Origin of the sequence: Streptomyces rhizosphaerihabitans, from assembly GCF_025399795.1 — a bacterium.
Taxonomy (GTDB): domain Bacteria; phylum Actinomycetota; class Actinomycetes; order Streptomycetales; family Streptomycetaceae; genus Streptomyces; species Streptomyces rhizosphaerihabitans.
This window is the reverse complement of sequence record NZ_JAODTZ010000201.1, coordinates 1-358: the sequence shown is the minus strand read 5'-3', so window position 1 is coordinate 358 and position 358 is coordinate 1. Positions and strand designations below refer to the sequence as shown.

Genomic DNA, 358 nt, shown 5'->3' with positions numbered 1-358 from the left:
TCAAGCACGACGTCGACCCGAACGAGGTCGTCAAGGTCGGCGACGAGATCGAAGCCCTTGTTCTCCAGAAGGAGGACAAGGAAGGCCGCCTGATCCTCTCGAAGAAGCGCGCCCAGTACGAGCGCGCCTGGGGCACCATCGAGAAGATCAAGGAAGAGGACGGCATCGTCACCGGCACCGTCATCGAGGTCGTCAAGGGTGGACTCATCCTCGACATCGGCCTCCGTGGCTTCCTGCCGGCTTCTCTCGTCGAGATGCGCCGTGTCCGCGACCTCCAGCCCTACGTGGGCAAGGAGCTCGAGGCCAAGATCATCGAGCTGGACAAGAACCGCAACAACGTGGTCCTGTCCCGCCGTGC

At 62.8% G+C, this 358-nt stretch carries 1 protein-coding gene; it reads left to right on the top strand.

The window, feature by feature from the left end; translation table 11 throughout:
• The coding region (locus N4G66_RS45405) for a S1 RNA-binding domain-containing protein (protein WP_261710179.1) at window positions 1-358 on the top strand (358 nt) is incomplete at both ends.